This window comes from Nonomuraea sp. B5E05, from assembly GCF_039880665.1.
GTDB lineage: Bacteria > Actinomycetota > Actinomycetes > Streptosporangiales > Streptosporangiaceae > Nonomuraea.
Map to the genome: position 1 here is coordinate 113,780 of NZ_JBDPMJ010000023.1, position 14,069 is coordinate 127,848.

Sequence of the window (14,069 nt, forward strand, 5' to 3'; positions counted from 1 at the left end):
ACCCCGGTCTCGGTGCTGGAGATCAACACCTGACCGCGGGCAGCGGGAACGCCCTGCGGGGCGTGTGAGGCGGATTGCCGGCACGGGCGGAGGGCAGGGGTGCGGGATGCGTGCTCCGTCCTCGCCCCACGTCAGCCGGCCCGTGATGTACCACCATTGGTCCCGGATGACGTTCATCCACTGGCGCTACCGGCCGGAGCAGGTGCAGGCGCTCCTGCCGGCGCAGCTCGCGGTCGAGACGTTCGACGGGGCGGCCTGGGTGGGGCTCACGCCGTTCCTCATGCGCGACGTCCGGGTGCCGGGTATGCCTGCGCTGCCGTTGTTGTCCACGTTCCCGGAGACGAACGTGCGGACGTATGTGCGCGACGCTCGGGGACGTACGGGCGTCTGGTTCTTCTCGCTGGACGCCGGGCGGCTGCCGGCCGTGCTCGGCGGGCGGGTCGGCTACTGGCTGCCCTACTGCTGGTCTGATATGTCCGTGGACGCGAAGAACGGGCACACGCGCTACAGGTGCCGCCGGCGCTGGCCCGGGCCGGGTGGCGCGCGGTGTGACGTGGAGGTGGAAATCGGTCTGCCGCTGGCGGAGCGCGAGCGCGACGAGCTCGCGTACTTCCTGACCGCCCGCTTCCGGCTGTTCAGCCTCGTGGGCGGACGGCTGGCGGCGGCGCCGGTGGAGCACCCGCCGTGGCCGCTGCACCACGCCTCCCTGCACGGCCTGGACCAGGACCTGGTGCGGGCCGGCGGGCTGCCCGCCCCTGAAGGGCGGCCCGTTCTCCTCGCCTCCCCGGGGGTGCCGGTCAGGGTGGGGATGTGGAGCTGGTGACCGTGAGGGCCGGCGCGCGGAACGTGCGGCGGTAGGCGTCGGGCGGTACGCCGAGCGTGCGCTGGAAGTGGCGGCGCAGGGTCGTCGCCGTGCCCATGCCCGCGGCCGAGGCGATGCTTTCGACGCTGTCGTCCGTGGTCTCCAGCAGCTCCTGCGCGCGGCGGATGCGCTGCATCAGCAGCCACTGCAGCGGGGTGGTGCCGGCCGTCGAGCGGAAGTGGCGGGTGAGGTGGCGTGCGCTCATGTTCGCCTGGCGGGCCAGGTCCTCCACGGTGAGGGGCTGGTCGAGCCGCCGCATCACCCAGGGGAACAGCTCGGCCAGGGGATGGCCGTCCCGGTCGGGCACCGGCGTGGTGACGAACTGGGCCTGCCCGCCGGCCCGGTGGGGCGGCACGACCAGGCGGCGGGCGATCACGTTGGCGATCGCCGAGCCGTGGTCGCGGCGTACCAGGTGCAGGCACAGGTCCATCGCGGCGGCCTTGCCCGCGGAGGTGAGCACGCTGCCGTTGTCGACGTAGAGCACGTCCGGGTCGACCTCCACCAGGGGATGGCGCGCGGCCAGCTGCTCGGTGTGGGCCCAGTGCGTGGTCGCGCGCAGCCCGTCCAGCAGGCCGGCGGCGGCGAGCACGAACGCCCCCGTGCACAGGGAGACCACCCGCGCGCCCGCCTCGTGGGCCGCGCGCACCGCCTCGACCAGGTCGGCCGGCGGGTCCTCGCCGGCGTCCGCCAGGGCGGGAACGATCACAGTGGCGCAGCGGGCCAGCTCGTCGAGCCCGTGATCCGGCTCCACCAGGAACCGGCCGACCCGTACGGCGTGCGTCCCGCACACCCTGAGGTCGTACCAGGGGGGCGGCAGGGCGTCCGGGGCGGAGCCGAACACCTCGCAGGCCAGGGCCAGCTCGAAGTGGAGCATCCCGTCGGCAGCGGCGACCGCGACCGAGCGCGGGTCTGGACTCATGTCGGGAATTGTACGGGTCATGTCGTTCCGGACACTGGCCCCGATGGGCCGGTGCGGCCAGGATTTCGGAGGCGGATCACTTCGAGCACGTGGGAGCGGGCATGGGATCGGGTCGGAACGTGGCGGTGTACGGCGCCTACGGGCACACCGGGCGGTTCGTCGTCGCGGAGTTGCGCGAGCGCGGGTACGTACCGCTGCTCCTCGGCCGCGACCGGGACAAGTTGCTGGCGATGGGGGAGCCGTCCCTGACGCGGCAGGCGACGGTCGGCGACCCGGGCTCGCTCGACCGCGCGCTGGACGGCGCGGCCATCGTGATCAACTGCGCCGGGCCCTTCGCCTCGACCGCCGCCCCGCTGGTCGAGGCGGCGTTGCGGGCCGGCATCCCCTATGTCGACGTGGCGGCCGAGATCGAGGCGAACGCCGACACGTTCGCGCATTTCGCGCAGCCCGCCCGCGACGCGGGCATCGTGGTGGTCCCGGCGATGGCCTTCTACGGCGGTCTCGGCGACCTGCTGGTCACCACCGCGATGGGCGACTGGACGGCGGCGGACGAGGTGCACGTCGCCTACGGCCTGAGCAGCTGGCACCCCACCGCGGGAACGCTCGCCGCCGGCGTGGTCTCGGGAGAACGGCGGGGAGGCCGCCGGGTCCGCTACACCGGCGGGCGGCTGGAATATCACGACGACGCGCTGCCGACCCTGGAATGGCGGTTCCCGGCTCCGCTCGGTCCTCAGAAGGTCATCGGGGAGTTCACCATGGCCGACGTCGTCACCGTTCCCAGCCACCTGGCCGTCCCCGAGGTGCGTACCTACATGACCGCCAGGGCGGCCGCGGACCTGTCCGCTCCTGACGCCTCGCCGCCGGCCGCCGTCGACGAGCGCGGCCGTTCCGCGCAGACCTTCCTCGTCGACGTCGTCGTCCGTTCCGGCGGCGCGGAACGCCGCATCGCCGCCGCCGGTCAGGACATCTACGCCATCACCGCGCCGCTCGCGGTGGAGGCCGCCGACCGCATCCTCACCGGCCGGACCAGAACCACCGGCGTCGCCTCCGCGGGGGCGGCCTTCAACGCCCCCGACTTCCTGCGCGCCCTGTCCCCGCACCTCTCGCCGCAGGTCCCGCTCGGCTCACGCGGCTGACCGGTCCGGCCCTGTCGCTCGCCTGTGGAAGGGTCGTTGTCATGTCCCCAATGGTCCGGGCTGCCGCGAGACTGGACCAGGCACGACCCAGCCGGGAACAGGCTGTCCCCGCCTGACCAGCGGCCCATGCCGGGATCCCGACCGTGCCCGGTGGCAGTTTCCGTCCGCGATGTGGCTGGATATGTGATCGCGCGTCAGCGGCATTCGTGGTCTCATGTCGTGAGCAGTGATCGAATGCAGGGATTTTCGTGCGCATACGCAAGCTGGCGCCCCTCCTGACCGGCGCGGCCATCGCCGTCTCCGCGACGATGGTGGCGGGCGCCGCCCCTGCAGGCGCGGCCGGACCCTGCGGTAGCAGCTACACCCGGGTCGGCGTCTACGCCATTCACCACAAAGTAGACGGGAGCCGCCGCGCGCCCAGCCGGTGAAGTCGCGCGGTTCCCGGCCGAGCACCTCCCGCACGCCGTCGGAGAGGTGCTCGGAGGAGTGGTCGCGGATCTCCGCGAACAGGTCGCTCGCAGGAGGGTCAGCGGTCGCCGGCCCAGTATCTCTCGTAGGAGGACGGCACCGGCGTGTCGGCGCGGTCATGCCGGATGTAGAGCACATCGCGGGCGGGCACGACGTCGCCCCGGCTGTCGATCCAGTAGACGGGCAGGCCCGCCTCCCGCATGATCCGCCTCGCCGTCTCGGCGGTGTCCGAGTAATAGAGAGCACGGTCGAAGACGAAGGTGTCGGCCGTGCGGTCTATGTAACGGACAACCGCGTCGTACCCCATGCACAGGTCGTCGATGTCGCTCTGGCCCGCGTCCACGATGGCGAGTTTGGGGCGCAGGGCCAGCAGGTGGGCGCGCATCGCCTCGGGCAGCGGCGGATCTCCGTCGACGAGCAGGAGCCTGTTGTCCGGAAGCTTGGCGAAGTTGTCGAGCCAGGGTGCGAACGGCGCCGCGGTGCCCGCCGGTTGCTTGTCACTGAAAAGCCAGTCGCCGATGGCCAGCGCGTCCATCTCCGATGTGGTGAACAGGCGCAGAGCCTGCTCACACGTCTGCACCAGCGGTTCGCCGCGGTCGTTGAACGAGGTGTTCAGCAGCACACCGACGCCCGTGCGTGCCTTGAACGCCTTGAGGAGAGCGTAGAAGCGGGGGTTGCTCCGCTCGGTCACGGTCTGCACCCGTGCGGTCCCGTCGACGTGCCCGACGGAGGCCAGCCGGTCGCGCCACTCCTCCCGGATCGGTGCGACGACGGTCATGTACGGCAGGTCCTGGTCGGCTTCGAAATAGGTGGACAGGTCCTCACGGAGCACCGAAGGGGCGAACGGCCGCCAGTTCTCGCGGTGCTTGATCCCGTCGTTGATCCGCTGCTTGATGCCGTCCACCAGCGGATTGCCCAGCACCGAACGGTTGCCCAGCGACCTCGGCCCCACTTCCGAGCGACCCTGCACCCAGCCGAGAGTCCGGCCTTCGGCGAGGAGGTCGGCGGCGGCCTCGACGACGTCGTCCATCCTCCTGCCGCGCTGCCCGAACGTGGCCGCGGCCCGCTCCACGTTGTCGGTGTCGATCGGCTTGCCCCAGTAGGGATGTTCCATGTGCCAGCTCCCGCGCCGCCGGCCGGCGAGTTGGTGGTACGCGTAGAGCGCGCCGCCCAGTGCCGTGCCCGAGTCGTTGGCCTGCGGGTAGACGACGACCTCGTCGAACAACCCGCTGCGCATGATGCGGCCGTTGCTGACGGAGTTGAGCGCCACACCACCCGTCAGCAGCAGCGTGCGGCTGCCGGTCCGCTCCCGCAGATGGCGGGCGGACTTGAGCATGATGTCCTCGCAGACGGCCTGGACCGCGGCGGCGACGTCCTTGTGGAGCTGGGTGAGCGGCTCCCGGCTTCGTCGCGCGGGGCCGAAGCATGCGGCGAACACGTCCTGTGCCATCTCGACGGGGGTGTAGCGGCTGTTGGAGAGCGCCGCGGCGGGCGCGTAGGAGAAGTCGCCGTCCTCGCCGATCAGCACGAACGTGTCGAGCTGTTCGCGGTGGCGCTCGGGATCACCGTAACCGGCGAGCGCCATCGTCTTGCCCTCCTCCCCGAATCCCCAGCCGAGCCAGTAGGTCGCCGCCTGGTAGAGGAGCCCGAGCGACTGGGGGTGCGGGGTGGTGCGCAGCACCTCGAGGTCCTGGCCTGACCCGTGGACGAGCATCGCCGTCTCGGTCTCTCCGCTGCCGTCGACGCTGAGGATCGCCGCGTCCCGATAAGGACTCGCGTAATAGACACCGGCCGCGTGGCAGACGTGGTGACGGATGCTGACCACCCGCTCGGCGGGGAACCCCGCCGAGATCAGGGACTGGTGCCAGGTGGGAAGGCGCCAGTCGAGGTAGGCAGCCGTCTGGTCGACTGCCTGCTGGGTCATGTAGGTCCTGGTCTGGTCCTTCACTTCGTCCAGGCGGGCCGGGTCGATGCAGTTGGTGACGAGGTCGATGTCGCCCGGCTTGACAGCGTGCTCATCCAACGCCTCGAAAAGAGTTGACAGCGTGCTCGACATTCCGTGCTTGACCCGGTTGAAACGCTCCTGTTCATAAATGAAGAGCGGTTCTCCATCTTTGATGAGTGCGAAGCATGCGTCGTGCTGAATCGGTTTGGTGCCCAGGATGATCACGTGAGGCCGCTTTCGTTCTCGTCTCGTGAGGAATGCTCGGTCATACCGGGGGAAGCAGTTCGCGTGCGCCTGCTTCTCCAGTCCTCTCCAGCCAGGCCCGGCTGCGCATGTCACGGTTTAGCATGATGAATCCGTGAATGTCCACGCGCGTGTTGTGGAGACTTTCACGGGTAGGCGGCACGCCCGGCTCGCCGCGCACGACGATGTGACCGGAGGTCGCCCGCGCGCGGGCGCGCCGCCCCACCGCAGGACAAGGGCGGGACGGAACGCCCAGGCTTCGAGTCGCACGCTCGTTCTCGCGGCTGCGTTTCGACTGCGGAAAATCCGCAGTCATGACACGATTCCAGCCTGGGGCGTCACGTGATTTCCGGCAATCATCTTTCCTTGCTGGCAGGACGAGGAGTCGTGATGGTGGAAATGATTCGAGTCGAGAACGCGGAAATGCCCACTCGCTGTCATGCTGTGACTGTCGGACCGCCACCAGGCCGTCTGCGATTTCCGCCGTGCCGCTGTCTTACGACCACACGCCGGTTCGCGCGGTGCCGCGCGCCCAGTCGGTGAAGTCGCGCGGTTCCCGGCCGAGCACCTCCCGCACGCCGTCGGAGAGGTATTCGGAGCGGTGGTTGCGGATCACCGCGAACAGGTCGCGCAGGGCCTCGGCCTCGGCCCGGGACGCGCCGTGCCCGACCAGCTCGGCGATGTGCTCCTCGGCTTCGAGGGCGACGTACCGGATCTGCCGGCCGGTCGCGGCGGAGAGCTCGGCCGCGACCTCGGCCAGGGTGAGGGTACGCGGGCCGGACAGCGAGTACGTCTCGCCCGCGTGCTTCTCGTCCAGCAGCGCGGTCACCATCACGTCGGCGATGTCCTCGGTGTCGATCCACGGCTCGGCGCCGTCACCGGCCGGCAACCGGAGCTCGCCGGCCACCACCTGGCCGTGCATGAAGTCCTCGCTGAAGTTCTGCATGAACCAGGCGGGCCGGACGATGGTCCAGGCGGCGCCGCTGTCCTTGACGGCGTTCTCCAGGTCGAGCTGGGCGTCGTAGACGGCGAAGTCGCGGCCGGGGCCGCCGACGCCGCGGCCGGACAACAACACCACCCGGCGCAGACCCTCCGCCGCCGCCTGCTGGACGAACCTCCCGGCCTGCGCGAGACCCGGCGGATCGACCGGCGGGGCCAGGTAGGCCGTGTCGGTCCCGGCCGCCGCCGGGGTCCAGGTGCTTTCGTCGTACCAGTCGAGCCGCTGCTCGCTCGATCGCGAGGCGAGCCGGATCGGGACGCCGCGCGCCCGCAGCCGCTCGGCGACGTGGCGGCCGGTCTTGCCCGTGCCGCCCAGGATGAGGATCGGTGTCGTTGTCATGATTCGAGTTCACCGCGAAAGCATGAGACGCACCATGGCTGGGAAGCGCATTTCCATGTGCGAGCGTCTCGGCTACGGTGCCCATGGGCCGACGCCGGACACGTGTTCCACCTTGATCCGGCCGATGAGCGCCGTCGTGGACTCGCGGTTGGCGAAGGGGTAGCCGGTGCCGAGGTAGCGCTGGGCCTGCCGGTCCATGAAGGCGGCGAAGCGCTCGGGGATGCCGGGGCCTTCGAAGGTCACGGTGCCGCGGACGATCAGGTGCTGCCGCAGGCCGTGCTCCGAATCCCGGTCGTCCTCGATCAGCACCGTGACGCGCGGGTCACGCCGCAGGTTGCGGACCTTGACACGGTGTTGCTCGACGCCGAACACCAGGTGATCGCCGTCCTTGGAGATCCACATGAGGCTGACCTGGGGCGATCCGTCAGCATTTATGGTGACAAATGTGGCACACCGGTCGGCTTCGAGAAGCCGACCGGCGGCCGGCGAGAGCTTCTGCGTCGTCATGAAGCGCACGATAGCCAGCCCAATGGGAACCAATGAGTACCTTAGGAACCGTGGGTGACTTTGACGGGCCGGGGGATGTGTTCCTGGCCGACTGCCCGGCCCGCCTGGCGGTGGAGGTGATCGCCGACAAATGGTCGGTGGTCGTGCTTTACGCGCTCAGCCGCGGTCCGCGCCGGCACGGTGAGCTGGTCGAGCTGATCGGCGGCATCTCCAGGAAGATGCTGACCCAGACCCTGCGGCGGCTGCAGAACTACGGCCTGGTCGGCCGGCGGGCCTACGCCGAGGTGCCGCCGCGGGTCGAGTACGAGCTGACCGAGCTCGGCGAGACGTTGATCGACCCGATAGCGATCCTGACCCGATGGGCCGAGCACCACGGTGACGCGATCCTGGCCGCGCAGCCCGAGTGACGATGCCGCGGGTCAGCTGCGGGCGCGGCGGACCAGGGCCTGGCCGGCGGGCAGGTCGGCGACGAACGCCCTGAGGAAGGCGAAGACCTGCCCAAGCTCGCGGCCCTCGGCTGCGGCGTCGATCGACTGGTAGAGCCTCTCCTCGATCTCGGCGATCTGCCGTACGAGCTCGGCCCCTTCCTGGGTGAGCGACAGGTCGATGTGGCGGCGGTCGTGGGCCGCCACGTCACGCCTGACCAGGCCGAGGGCGACCAGGCGATCGACGAGCCTGCTCGGGCTGTTGCCGCTCTCGCAGACCAGGAGCTCGCCGAGGCCGTTGAGCGAAAGCGGGCCGTGCTCCTGAAGGACGCGGATCACCTCGGCCTGGGACGGGGTGATGCCGAGCGGCCGCAGGGCCTGACCGAGCATCCGGTTGCCCTCCCGCTGCGCGGCCAGGATCAGGTATCTGAGCTCCTCAGCGGGCCGCATGGGTCAGCTCGCTGTCGCGGGTCGTTCCGGTCAGGAAGGTCTCGACGGCGCGGGCGTAGGTCTCGGGATGCGTGAAGCGGAACATGTGCCCGGTCCGGTCCAGCACGATCTCCCGGGAGCCGGCGATGCCGGTGCGCAGGGTCCGCGCCGCCTGCTCGCCGATCAGCTTGTCGTGCGACGGCGTGATGATCAGGGTGGGGACGCGTACCCTGTCGAGACGGCCGGTGTAGTCGGCGGTGAGCGCCGCGCTGACGCGGGCTCCGAACGACGTGGCCGGGGTGTTGTCCAGGAACAACCGGCGGCTGTCGGCCTCGCTCCAGGGGATCTGGCCCGCACGGTCGTGGGGTGAGGCCAGCCGGTGGGCGTGCGCGCGCAGCGCCAGCTGCCGGTAGGGGCCGCCGCGCAGCCTGCCCATGACCCGCATGGCGCTCTTCCAGATCGGGGAGGAGACGGGGTTGGCCGCGAAGCCGCCCGACATCACCAGGGCGCGCAGCCCGGCCGGTTGCCGGACGGCCAGTGCCAGCGCGATGTTGGCTCCGAAGGAGTCGCCGACCAGCACGTAGTCGTCCAGGTCCGCGACGTGGGCCGCGGCGGCGTCGGCGTAGGCCTCCATGTCGGCCACGCCTTCGGGGAGCCTGAAGGTGCGCTGCGGGCGATGGGCCAGCGGGGTGAGCTGCGCCAGATCCCACGGGGCGCCGGAGAAGCAGGGGATGAAGACCAGGGTCGGTTCGTTCGACATGCGAGTAGATTACACGACATATATGTCGTGTCAACTAATTGAAGGACGCTGAGGTCAGCGTTGCCGCACGATCACCCGCGGCGTCGGGGGCGGCTCCTGCTGCTCCGCGGTGAGCCGTTCGTCGCGGGTGATGAGCCCCAGCTTGCCCAGCAGGGCGATCGACCGCCGCCAGGCCTGCCGCGCCTCCTCGACGCGGCCGAGCTCGTAGAGGACCAGGCCGAGCCCCCAGGAGATCTCGGCCTCCCCGAAGTCGCCGGAGCCGCCCAGCTCCCTGTGGGTCTCCATGGCCTGCCGGTAGTGCTCCACGGCCTCCTCGAACCGGCCCGCCCGCCGGTACGCCTCGGCGCGGTGGACGAAGGCGCGCAGCCGCTCGCTCGGCATGCGCAGCTCGCCCAGCAGCTCGATCGCCCGGGTGTGCAGCTCGACGGCCTCGTCGTAGCGGCCGGCCGCCTGGTGGACCAGGCCGAGATGGGTGAGGTTGACCGCCTCGCCCCTGCGGTCGCCGAGCTCGCGGTTGAGCCGCAGCGCCAGCGTGTGGTGCTCGGCCGCGCGCTCCGGCTGCCCCGACGTGCGGTAGGCGACGCCGAGGTTGTCGAGCAACGACGCCTCCATCGTCGCCTCACCCGCCCGCCGGTAGGCGTCGAGCGAGCGGTGCAGGTGGGCGATGCCGTCCTCGCTCGCCCCCATGCACACCTGCACCCAGCCGAGGTCGCCGTGGATGCGCGCTTCGTACCGGATGTCGCCGGTGCCGGCCGCCGCGGGCAGGGCCGACTGGGCGAGGCTGAGCTGCTTGAGCCAGTGGCCGCGTTCGTACAGCAGGACGGTGAACGTCGCCGCCAGCGAGACCACCAGGGTGGCCGTGGAGGGGTCCGCGGCCGTGCGGACCAGCGCCAGCACGTTGTCGGCCTCCGCGTCCGTCCACGCGTGCACGTCCTCGCCGCTCGCCGGCCGGGCGCCGGGGTGATCGAGCCTGCGCGGGCCGATGCCGGCGCGCCGGCCGGAGTTCGTGCCGATCACCTTGATCGCCGTACGGGCGGTCGCCAGCTGGCAGTGCAGGACCCGCCGGACGAGCTCGGTACGGCAGCCGGCGGGGTCCTCCGCCTCGGCCCGCTCGCGGGCATAGAGCCGCAGCAGGTCGTGCAGGCGGTAACGGTCGGGGGCGTGGCTCTCCACCAGCTGGGCGTCGACCAGCGCGTCCAGCAGGTCACGCGCGCGATCCTCCGGCAGCCCGGTCATCGCCGCGACGACGACGGGCCCGACATCGGGCCCGTCGAGCATCCCCACGTACCGGAACACGCGGGCGGCCTCGGCTCCCGACGGGCTCGCGCGCAGGTCCTCGTAGCTCTCCTGGAAGACCGCGCGTACGGCACGGTCGTCGGCGCGCAGCTCGTCCAGCCGGTGCCGGGCGGTGGCCAGCCGCTCGGCCAGGACCGACACCGGCCAGAAGGGGCGGCCGTTCAGCCGCGCGGCGGCCAGGCAGAGCGCGAGAGGCAGGCCCCCGCACAGGCGCACCACCGCCGCCGCGGCGTCCGGCTCCCTGGCGATGCGGTCGTCGTGGACCATGCCGCCGAGCAGGTCGGTGCCCCGCCCGACGTCGAGGACGTCGAGCGGGACGTGGACGGCGTCGTGCAGCGAGGTGAACATCCGGCGGCTGGTGACCAGGACGGCGCAGGCGGCGCTCCCGGGGAGCAGGGGCCGCACCTGCGCGGCGTCCCTGGCGTTGTCGAGCACGATCAGGATGCGCTTGCCGTCGGTGAGGGACCGGAACCGGCCCGCGGCCTCCTCCAGGTCGGCGGGCACGGCCGAGTCGGCGGTGCCGAGCGAGCGCAGGAAGCGGCCCAGCACGCTGTGCGGGTCGACCGGGCCGGCCTGCGGGATGGCCCCGTGCAGGTTGACGTAGAGCTGCCCGTCGGGGAAGTGCTCGACGAGCCCGCGGGCGACGTGGACGGCCAGCGCGGACTTCCCGATGCCGCCGATGCCGCTGATGTGACACAACCGCGGGCCCGCGGGGCGGTCCGCGGTGAGGGCGGCGCGTACGCGGGCGATCTCGGCGGCCCGCCCGGCGAAGACGGCCGGGGGCGCGGGGAGTTCGGCGGGCACCGGCGGCGCGTCCGGCGCATCGGCGGCGCCCTGCCCGGAGTAGGGCCACGCCGCGGCGGCCGGCTCGGCCGACAGGGCCCGCCGGTGCAACTCCTGCAACTCGGCCCCGGGCTCGACGCCCAGCTCGTCCACCAGCCGCCGGCGGGCCTGCCGGAACGCCTCCAGCGCGGCGGCCCGCCTGCCGTCACGCAGCAGCGACAACATCCACAGGTACGTCAGCCGCTCCCGCAGCGGATGCTCGCTGATCAACATCGGCAGGTCGGCCAGCGACTCGACGGGCGCGCCGAGGCTCAGGCCGACGGCCACGTGCTCCTCGACCACGGTCAGGCGCTCCTCCGCCAGCGCCTGGCCGAACATCGCCGGCAGCCAGCCGCCCGAGACGTCCGCCAGCGGCGGCCCCTGCCACAGGCGCAGCGCCTGCCCGAAGAGGGCGTCGGCCTCGCGGGGCACACTCTTCCTCGCCTGGTCGACCAGCTCGCGGAAGCGGTGGAGGTCGACGTCGGCCGGCTCGGCGTCGAGGCGGTAGCCGGGCGGCGCGGTGACGAGCGCGGCCCGGGGGACCGGGACGAGGACCCGCCGCAGGCGCGAGACGTACTGGTGGATGGCGTTGCGCGCGGTGATCGGCGGCTCGTCTTCCCAGACCGCCCGCATCAGCCGCTCGGTGGTGACCACCTGGCGCACGTTCAGTAACAACATGGCCAGCACCGACCGCTGTTGTGGAGTGGACGGGCCGACGAACCGGCCCTCCGCCCAGACCCCGACCGGCCCGAGTATCCGGAACCCCACCTGACGCAAGCGCCGCCCCTTCCCGACGACCGGATGCGCAGAAAGCCTATCGTGCCCAGGTCACCGAGCCGCCGGGCCGTTTCGGGAAAGCCATTTCATTGGCATTTAAGCCGGCAATAACGGGACGCCCACAAAGTTTCCCCGACTATTTCTGCGCGGTCGAAAGGAGAAAAGCTCATGCCTGTTGAAACACGTGGTTCGACGGCGGCGCCCGCCCCGGGCGCGGAGGCGGCGGCGGAGCGGACCGCCGCCCAGCCGGCCTCGCGCTCGCCGCCATGCCCTGGCAGCCGATCACGCTGGGCGAACGGCCCACGGAGACGGTCGCGTTCATCGCCTCGCTGCGCGACAACCTCGAACGGGGCACCGTCGCCGCCTGGACGGGCGCGGCACGGCCCGGCTTCGACACGGCGCCGCTGCTCCACCTGCCGCCAGCCGGCCGGTCCCCGCCATATCGGTCTGAGACCGTGGGCCCGCCACGTTCGTGAGCCACTGCAGGGCAGCCGGAAACCGGATTGATCGGATCCGCCGGCGATGCCACCATTCCTCGAATGGAGGAAGACGAGCTGCGGTGGATCCAGGAGAACGTCAGCCTGGCCATCGACCAGCTGGGGCCGCTGAGCGACGTGGACTTCGGCCTCAACCAGGCGTCCGTCGAGTGGGTCGATGGCTTCATCGAGCGCCAGCGTTCCCGGCCCGGCTTCGACCCGGAGCAGATCGACGGGCTGGTCGGCGTGCTCGGTTCGTTCCTCGGCGCCTGCGTCGCCGCCGCCACGGGCGGCCACTGGCGCAGGACGGACGATGACGCGTGGGGCGTGCTCCTTCCCGACGGCAGCACGGCCTTCCCCTTCACGAAGGTGCGTAAGCAGTTCCGTGGCGGGCTGGAAGAAGGCGAATCGATCGCCGGCTTCTACCGGGTCGCGGTCGGCTTCGTCGCCACGGGCAAGTTGCGGGAGGCACGCGAGCGAGGGACTGGCCCGGACTCGTGACCGGGCATCACCGCACAATAGGAAGTGAGCGGTCACCGGCCCGGTTCGGGGGCGAGGGGAGGGCCGGCGGCGAGGTCGGGTGCGTCGCGCCAGGTGGCGAGGAATTCCTCCGCCACGGCGCACGAGCCCGCGTACGGGCCGCCGGGATGTTCCAGCGCCCTCCCGGTGAGCCGGCCGACCCGCTCTTCCACCAGGTCCCGCGCCGAGGCGGCGTCGGAAACCCGGCCGGCGCGTTCGGCGAGGTAGCCGATCGTGGCGCCGGCCCCGCAGACGAAGTCCGCCAGCGTCACCACGTCCCGCTCCGCAAGGGTGCGCAGCCCGGCCTCGGTGTAGGGCACATTCGCCCCCGGAGCGACCAGGCGGGCGCGCACCCCGGCGGCGCGTTCGGCCGTCAGGGTGCCGGTCCGCGCGCCGGGCACCAGCACGTCCGCGGCCACCTCGTACAGGGCCTCGGCGGGCCGCACCGGCAGACCGAGCAGGCGCACACAGGCGTCGCCGTGCTCGGCGCGCAGCTCTTCGAGGGCGGCCACGTCCAGCCCGGCGGGGTCGGTGACGCACCCGTGCAGGGTCGAGAGGGCGACGAGGCGTGCGCCCCGCCGCGCGGCCTCCCGTACGACGGCGCCACCCACCTTGCCGAACCCCTCCACCGCGAGCGTGCGCCCGGCCAGCCCGCCGAGCGCCGTCTCCGCGGCGACGACCACGCCCAAGCCCGTCACCATGGTGTCCACCAGCTCGCCGCCGACCTCCTGGTGCATCACCGAGCCGGTACGGTAACCGGGCAACGAGGCGAAGTCCTCCGTACGCGTGCCCAGATCCGAGGCCGTGAGGAAGGCGCCCTTCTCGACCAGCGGGGTGATCTCCTGGCAGTAACGGGCCAGGGCGGCCGTCCGGTGCTCGGGCTCGGCCCGCAGCACCGCCTTGGCGCCGCCGATCCGCTCGCCGAGCACGGCCAGCTTGTACGTCATCGCCCGCGCCAGCAGCCCGGCCTCGTCCCGGGTGACATCAGGGGCGAGCCGGGTGCCGCCCGCGGAAGCCGGGCAGTCGAGGTCGAAGGCGATGCATCCGTCCACCGAGGCCAGGTCCATGATCCTCATGCGCGCTCCTCACGTCGTCCGATCGGCGGCCGGGCAGGCGACGGCCGCGCCTGACGACCAATCTCGACGC

General features: G+C 71.7%; 14 protein-coding genes. 6 read left to right on the top strand and 8 right to left on the bottom strand.

Annotation, left to right across the window (positions count from 1 at the left end; genetic code table 11):
* Nucleotides 1–166 precede the first annotated feature (166 nt).
* Complete coding sequence (locus ABGB01_RS34150; RefSeq protein WP_347777707.1) at nucleotides 167–823, top strand: DUF2071 domain-containing protein; 657 nt, start codon at nucleotides 167–169, stop codon at nucleotides 821–823.
* Here the strand turns inward: ABGB01_RS34150 and ABGB01_RS34155 are convergent.
* Complete coding sequence (locus ABGB01_RS34155) at nucleotides 798–1,781, bottom strand: helix-turn-helix domain-containing protein (protein ID WP_347777708.1); 984 nt, start codon at nucleotides 1,779–1,781, stop codon at nucleotides 798–800. The two genes, ABGB01_RS34150 and ABGB01_RS34155, sit on opposite strands and share 26 nt — an antisense overlap.
* 101 nt (nucleotides 1,782–1,882) lie before the next feature.
* Between ABGB01_RS34155 and ABGB01_RS34160 the strand changes: the two genes are divergently transcribed.
* Together ABGB01_RS34160 and ABGB01_RS34165 are read left to right on the top strand one after the other, a co-directional pair.
* Nucleotides 1,883–2,917 carry a saccharopine dehydrogenase NADP-binding domain-containing protein gene (locus tag ABGB01_RS34160; RefSeq protein ID WP_347777709.1) on the top strand — a complete coding sequence of 345 codons (1,035 nt, stop codon included), beginning with the start codon at nucleotides 1,883–1,885 and terminating at the stop codon, nucleotides 2,915–2,917.
* A 248-nt stretch (nucleotides 2,918–3,165) separates the two neighbouring features.
* Nucleotides 3,166–3,345 carry a hypothetical protein gene (locus tag ABGB01_RS34165; protein ID WP_347777710.1) on the top strand — a complete coding sequence of 60 codons (180 nt, stop codon included), beginning with the start codon at nucleotides 3,166–3,168 and terminating at the stop codon, nucleotides 3,343–3,345.
* A 98-nt stretch (nucleotides 3,346–3,443) separates the two neighbouring features.
* Here ABGB01_RS34165 and ABGB01_RS34170 read toward each other — a convergent pair whose 3' ends face one another.
* The 3 genes from ABGB01_RS34170 to ABGB01_RS34180 all read right to left on the bottom strand — a co-directional run bounded on the left by ABGB01_RS34170 (nucleotide 3,444) and on the right by ABGB01_RS34180 (nucleotide 7,419).
* Complete coding sequence (locus tag ABGB01_RS34170) at nucleotides 3,444–5,669, bottom strand: carbamoyltransferase C-terminal domain-containing protein (RefSeq protein ID WP_347777711.1); 2,226 nt, start codon at nucleotides 5,667–5,669, stop codon at nucleotides 3,444–3,446.
* 400 nt (nucleotides 5,670–6,069) lie between these two features.
* The gene (locus tag ABGB01_RS34175) at nucleotides 6,070–6,912 is read right to left on the bottom strand and encodes an NAD(P)H-binding protein (RefSeq protein WP_347777712.1); all 843 of its coding nucleotides are present in this window, start codon (nucleotides 6,910–6,912) and stop codon (nucleotides 6,070–6,072) included.
* 72 nt (nucleotides 6,913–6,984) lie between these two features.
* Nucleotides 6,985–7,419 carry a TIGR03618 family F420-dependent PPOX class oxidoreductase gene (locus ABGB01_RS34180; protein WP_347777713.1) on the bottom strand — a complete coding sequence of 145 codons (435 nt, stop codon included), beginning with the start codon at nucleotides 7,417–7,419 and terminating at the stop codon, nucleotides 6,985–6,987.
* 50 nt (nucleotides 7,420–7,469) lie between these two features.
* Here ABGB01_RS34180 and ABGB01_RS34185 point away from each other — a divergent pair, with 50 nt between their 5' ends.
* Complete coding sequence (locus ABGB01_RS34185) at nucleotides 7,470–7,826, top strand: helix-turn-helix domain-containing protein (RefSeq protein ID WP_347645775.1); 357 nt, start codon at nucleotides 7,470–7,472, stop codon at nucleotides 7,824–7,826.
* A gap of 12 nt (nucleotides 7,827–7,838) precedes the next feature.
* Here the strand turns inward: ABGB01_RS34185 and ABGB01_RS34190 are convergent, their stop codons facing one another.
* From ABGB01_RS34190 to ABGB01_RS34200, 3 genes are read right to left on the bottom strand one after another with little or no spacing between them, the layout of a single operon-like run.
* Nucleotides 7,839–8,294: a MarR family transcriptional regulator gene (locus ABGB01_RS34190; protein ID WP_347777714.1), complete on the bottom strand. Its 456-nt coding sequence runs from the start codon at nucleotides 8,292–8,294 to the stop codon at nucleotides 7,839–7,841.
* Complete coding sequence (locus ABGB01_RS34195; RefSeq protein ID WP_347777715.1) at nucleotides 8,281–9,033, bottom strand: alpha/beta hydrolase; 753 nt, start codon at nucleotides 9,031–9,033, stop codon at nucleotides 8,281–8,283. The genes ABGB01_RS34190 and ABGB01_RS34195 overlap by 14 nt, the downstream gene beginning before the upstream one ends.
* Before the next feature lie 54 nt (nucleotides 9,034–9,087).
* A complete protein-coding gene (locus tag ABGB01_RS34200) occupies nucleotides 9,088–11,919 on the bottom strand; it encodes a BTAD domain-containing putative transcriptional regulator (RefSeq protein WP_347777745.1) in 2,832 nt (943 codons plus the stop codon).
* 275 nt (nucleotides 11,920–12,194) lie between these two features.
* Between ABGB01_RS34200 and ABGB01_RS34205 the strand changes: the two genes are divergently transcribed.
* On the top strand, nucleotides 12,195–12,404 hold the full coding sequence (locus tag ABGB01_RS34205) for a hypothetical protein (RefSeq protein WP_347777716.1): 210 nt from the start codon (nucleotides 12,195–12,197) through the stop codon (nucleotides 12,402–12,404).
* Between the two features lie 63 nt (nucleotides 12,405–12,467).
* A complete protein-coding gene (locus ABGB01_RS34210) occupies nucleotides 12,468–12,905 on the top strand; it encodes a hypothetical protein (RefSeq protein ID WP_347777717.1) in 438 nt (145 codons plus the stop codon).
* A 32-nt stretch (nucleotides 12,906–12,937) separates the two neighbouring features.
* On the opposite strand, the gene ABGB01_RS34215 is transcribed toward ABGB01_RS34210, so the two are convergent.
* Complete coding sequence (locus ABGB01_RS34215) at nucleotides 12,938–13,999, bottom strand: Glu/Leu/Phe/Val dehydrogenase dimerization domain-containing protein (RefSeq protein WP_347777718.1); 1,062 nt, start codon at nucleotides 13,997–13,999, stop codon at nucleotides 12,938–12,940.
* Between the last annotated feature and the right edge of the window lie 70 nt (nucleotides 14,000–14,069).

Excerpts from the sequence above, each read along its gene's own strand:
- ABGB01_RS34215 (WP_347777718.1), bottom strand. The coding sequence starts at position 13,999 with ATGAGGATCATGGACCTGGCCTCGGTGGACGGATGCATCGCCTTCGAC.
- ABGB01_RS34210 (WP_347777717.1), top strand. The coding sequence starts at position 12,468 with ATGGAGGAAGACGAGCTGCGGTGGATCCAGGAGAACGTCAGCCTGGCC.
- ABGB01_RS34155 (WP_347777708.1), bottom strand. The coding sequence starts at position 1,781 with ATGAGTCCAGACCCGCGCTCGGTCGCGGTCGCCGCTGCCGACGGGATG.
- ABGB01_RS34205 (WP_347777716.1), top strand. The coding sequence starts at position 12,195 with ATGCCCTGGCAGCCGATCACGCTGGGCGAACGGCCCACGGAGACGGTC.
- ABGB01_RS34150 (WP_347777707.1), top strand. The coding sequence starts at position 167 with ATGACGTTCATCCACTGGCGCTACCGGCCGGAGCAGGTGCAGGCGCTC.
- ABGB01_RS34180 (WP_347777713.1), bottom strand. The coding sequence starts at position 7,419 with ATGACGACGCAGAAGCTCTCGCCGGCCGCCGGTCGGCTTCTCGAAGCC.
- ABGB01_RS34190 (WP_347777714.1), bottom strand. The coding sequence starts at position 8,294 with ATGCGGCCCGCTGAGGAGCTCAGATACCTGATCCTGGCCGCGCAGCGG.
- ABGB01_RS34195 (WP_347777715.1), bottom strand. The coding sequence starts at position 9,033 with ATGTCGAACGAACCGACCCTGGTCTTCATCCCCTGCTTCTCCGGCGCC.
- ABGB01_RS34175 (WP_347777712.1), bottom strand. The coding sequence starts at position 6,912 with ATGACAACGACACCGATCCTCATCCTGGGCGGCACGGGCAAGACCGGC.
- ABGB01_RS34160 (WP_347777709.1), top strand. The coding sequence starts at position 1,883 with ATGGGATCGGGTCGGAACGTGGCGGTGTACGGCGCCTACGGGCACACC.